At 60.7% G+C, this 3,389-nt stretch carries 4 protein-coding genes and 1 pseudogene; all 5 read right to left on the reverse strand.

Going from position 1 to position 3,389, the window contains the following annotated elements:
* A pseudogene (locus ACCAA_RS21865) lies at nucleotides 1-222 on the reverse strand (DDE-type integrase/transposase/recombinase); the annotation flags it as partial.
* Nucleotides 223-505: 283 nt separating this feature from the next.
* On the reverse strand, nucleotides 506-820 hold the full coding sequence (locus tag ACCAA_RS02850; RefSeq protein ID WP_186405744.1) for a hypothetical protein: 315 nt from the start codon (nucleotides 818-820) through the stop codon (nucleotides 506-508).
* A 49-nt stretch (nucleotides 821-869) separates the two neighbouring features.
* Nucleotides 870-1,646 carry an IS21-like element helper ATPase IstB gene (istB, locus tag ACCAA_RS02855; protein ID WP_186405745.1) on the reverse strand — a complete coding sequence of 259 codons (777 nt, stop codon included), beginning with the start codon at nucleotides 1,644-1,646 and terminating at the stop codon, nucleotides 870-872.
* The gene (gene istA / locus ACCAA_RS02860) at nucleotides 1,636-3,108 is read right to left on the reverse strand and encodes an IS21 family transposase (protein WP_186405746.1); all 1,473 of its coding nucleotides are present in this window, start codon (nucleotides 3,106-3,108) and stop codon (nucleotides 1,636-1,638) included. The genes istB and istA overlap by 11 nt, the downstream gene beginning before the upstream one ends.
* Complete coding sequence (locus ACCAA_RS02865; RefSeq protein ID WP_186405747.1) at nucleotides 3,105-3,293, reverse strand: hypothetical protein; 189 nt, start codon at nucleotides 3,291-3,293, stop codon at nucleotides 3,105-3,107. Before ACCAA_RS02865 ends, istA begins: the two co-directional genes overlap by 4 nt.
* Nucleotides 3,294-3,389: the final 96 nt, after the last annotated feature.

The raw sequence follows: 3,389 nt of genomic DNA on the forward strand, positions 1-3,389 counted from the left end.
CGACACCGTGCCGTCCTTGCGGACCCGGCGGCTGACGCGATGGTGGAACAAGGCATCGAGCTTTGCGGCCAGCAGGCCGAGCGGGCGAATCTTCGACAAATCCTGCTGATAACGGGCCAATGGCGTGATCCCGTTCAGACCCTCATGCGGGCGGCGGTGATAGACCTGTTCCAGCCATGCCCACAGGCGCGCGTTGACGTCCTCAAGACCGGTGATGTGACGCTCGTGTGAGCGGCGGCGTGAATTCCGGTCAAATTGGGCGGTTTGAAATTCGTGATGGTAGAGACTGGGTGAAGCGGGTCCAATCAGGTTTTTGAGGCGGTAGTTTGGTCTTTGATGATGACGGTTTCGGCCTGGCGGAGCTGAATATGGCGGTCGCGACTTGCGTAGGCATGGTGCCGGGAGAGCGCTGAAGGGAGTGCTTTGGACTCGTAGCCAGCAGCTGTCGATCAGCAGAGGCCCGGTATTTTTCCGGGGTGCGATAGACGGAGCCCGCCGTCAGTTATCAGCCTTCATGGTGAGGCTTGGCTGCCTGGTTCTCGATTAAATCGCCTTGTGGCGTGATGGTCACGAATCCGTACCTCTGGCCGAAAGCCAGCCATGCCCGTCGTGCAGAATGGCGAGCGGGTTCGGATGCCTCCACCCGCCCGAGCAGGTCTAGCAGCGCCCGGAGTGGCGCGTTCATCTCATTGCCGATGGCGTCTATGACCGTTCTTCTGTCGCGCATCCGCTGGGCTCGTTTGCGCTCGCTACCGGTCATCGGTCGCTTACCCTGGAGAGGTCGGCCGGGTTTCGTGACGGTCACCAGGGGGTCGGTCATCCGCTGATCCCGGTTTCGTGACCGTCACGACGATCTGGGTAGGCGCCGCTCATGCCTCGATCTGCTCTTTCATGCGATAGCTCTTGCCCTCAATGACAACGGTTTCTGCATGATGGAGGAGCCGATCCAGGAGTGCCGAGGTCAGGGTGCTGTCGTGGTTGAAGATCTCCGGCCAGTGCTTGTAGGCGCGGTTGGTCGTGATGATCAGGGCGCCGTGCTCATAGCGTTCGCTGATGATCTGGAAGAGCAGATCGGCCCCATGCTTGTCGATGGGAAGATAGCCGAGTTCGTCGACCACGAGCAGTTTCGGCTGCAGATACTTGCGTAGTTCGCGCTTGAGATTGCCCTGCGCCTGGGCGGCGGAAAGCGTGTTGATGATATCGACGGCGGTGGTAAACAGCACCGGGTAGCCGCGCAAACAGGCGGTGTGGGCCAGCGCGATACTGAGATGGCTTTTTCCCAGACCGACGTTGGCAATGAAGATGACGTTGCCCTTGTCCTCGATGAAGCGCAATCGGAAGAGATTCTGAATCTGGGGTCGGTTGATTTTGGTCGGCCAGTTCCACTCGAACTGATCGAGGGTCTTGAGCACCGGAAAGCGGGCGAGCGCTACCCGTCGCTGGATACTGCGGTCTTCGCGGGCATGCGCCTCGCCTTCGATCAGTCGCGCCAGATAGTCGACATGCGACCACTGCTCGACTCCCGCTTCCTGGGCCAGGGGTTCGAAGCGTTCGAGCAGATAAGACAATTTGAGGAACTCCAACTGAGCGCGTAGCGCATCGGTGCTGATCTGCTCAGGGGATGCAACCCGTCTGTCAATGCCCATCGCCATGCCTGTCGTAGGGGGAGAGATCGGGAGCGGGGATCTCGATGTCCAGGAGGTCCTGGCGGCGGGTCAGATACAGCGCTCCGTGCGCCGGGGTCTCGCGGGCCCGCATCTCCAGGATGTTGGCGATGTACTCGCAGCTGTAGGCGGCGAATTCAATGCCGTCCTGGATCGCTCGATCGAGTGCCTCGACGCCGTAGATTTCGCCGAGAGCGATGATCTTCCAAAGGTGATGGCGCGGGTTCATGCGACGTTGCTCGATGCCTTCGAGATAGGCCTGTGCGTGCCGCGACAGACCCAGGAACTGCATGAGCAAGCGCTGCTCACGGGCGTTGCGGCGCTGGGCGAGCAACTCCTTCGGATGATCGGGGTCCTCGATATCCTGACGCCGATCGTAGCTGCGAACATGACGAGCGACGAGTTTATCCTGGTGGTAAATGCACACCCGATCCGGGTAAGCTTTCAGCGTCACCCGCTGACTGGCCAATTCGGCCGGCACTGAATAGTGGTTGGTATCGAGCGCGACACGGAACTGTTTCGAGGCGCGCTGGCTCTGGATGCGACCGATGTCATAAGGCATGGGGTTGAGGGGATGCAGCAGCGCTTGCTCTTCCTTGAAACGATCCACGGGCCGTTGATGCGTTTCACCATGGATGCGCACATTGGCGATGCTCTCCAGCCACAGCGCGGCAGCCGGATTCACCGCGCTGAAGTCGAGTAAATCCAAACCGTTCAGGAAATTTTTCTTGACATAGCCCACGCCGTTTTCGAAGCGCCCTTTTTCGTTCCCCTTGGCCACGTTGCACGCCGAGATCCCGAACCCCCAATGCCGAGCGAAATCGACATAGCGGGGATTGAACATCGGGGCTTCACCGACGACGCGGCGAAGCACCGCCGACTTCAGATTGTCGATCATCAAGCGACCCGGACACCCCTGGAAGGCAGCGAACGCGTGCTCGTGGGCCGCGAGAAAGTGCTCCATGGTTTGCGAGACGGTGAATTCGACGTACATCAGGCGGCTATGGCACAGCACCATGACGAAGAAGGACAGGCGTCGGCGCGTCGAACCGACGCTGATCGTTCCGTATTCTCCCCAGTCCAGCTGGGCAGCTTCTCCGGGAGCAAAGGAGAGCTTGAGGAACGCCTGCCGGCGCGCCGGCCGGACCTTGCGCACATAGCTCTTGACGATCGTGTAGCCGCCGGCGAAGCCGTCCTCGCGCAGACGCTGATAGATCTGTTGCGCACTGTATGGATGGGTTTCCAGCAGGCGAACGATTTGGTCCTTGAACGGATCGAGCTGACTGCTGCGCGGTACGGGCTGCCGGGGATGGAACTGCGCGCAGCCCACCCACTTCGCCACCGTCTCGGCATGCAAATTGAGGGTGCGAGCGGTCTGGGCGATAGTCAGCTGCTGCCGATCGTGGCAATCCTTGATCTTGCAATACATCTCGTAATCGATCATGGCGTGCGTCCGAGGACGGCACGCAGCGCGCCGATGCGCAGAGCGATCTCGTCTGCCGCGAATGCGCGCGCTTCGACCCGCCGTGGCGCATCCAGCGCCAGGACCTGATAGAGCGGGCGTTGATAAGCGATCAGTCCCACCTGGACAAGATCGTCGCGGGCCTGGGTCAGATGAGCAGGGGCCATCGACAGGGCGCGACCGACTGCGGCATCCGAGTAGGGTGTGGATCTTTTTGGCCACGCAAGATCGTAGGCAGATCAAAGTGTGGGGGCATGGGGAGC

Origin of the sequence: Candidatus Accumulibacter aalborgensis (genome assembly GCF_900089955.1) — a bacterium.
GTDB classification, from domain to species: domain Bacteria; phylum Pseudomonadota; class Gammaproteobacteria; order Burkholderiales; family Rhodocyclaceae; genus Accumulibacter; species Accumulibacter aalborgensis.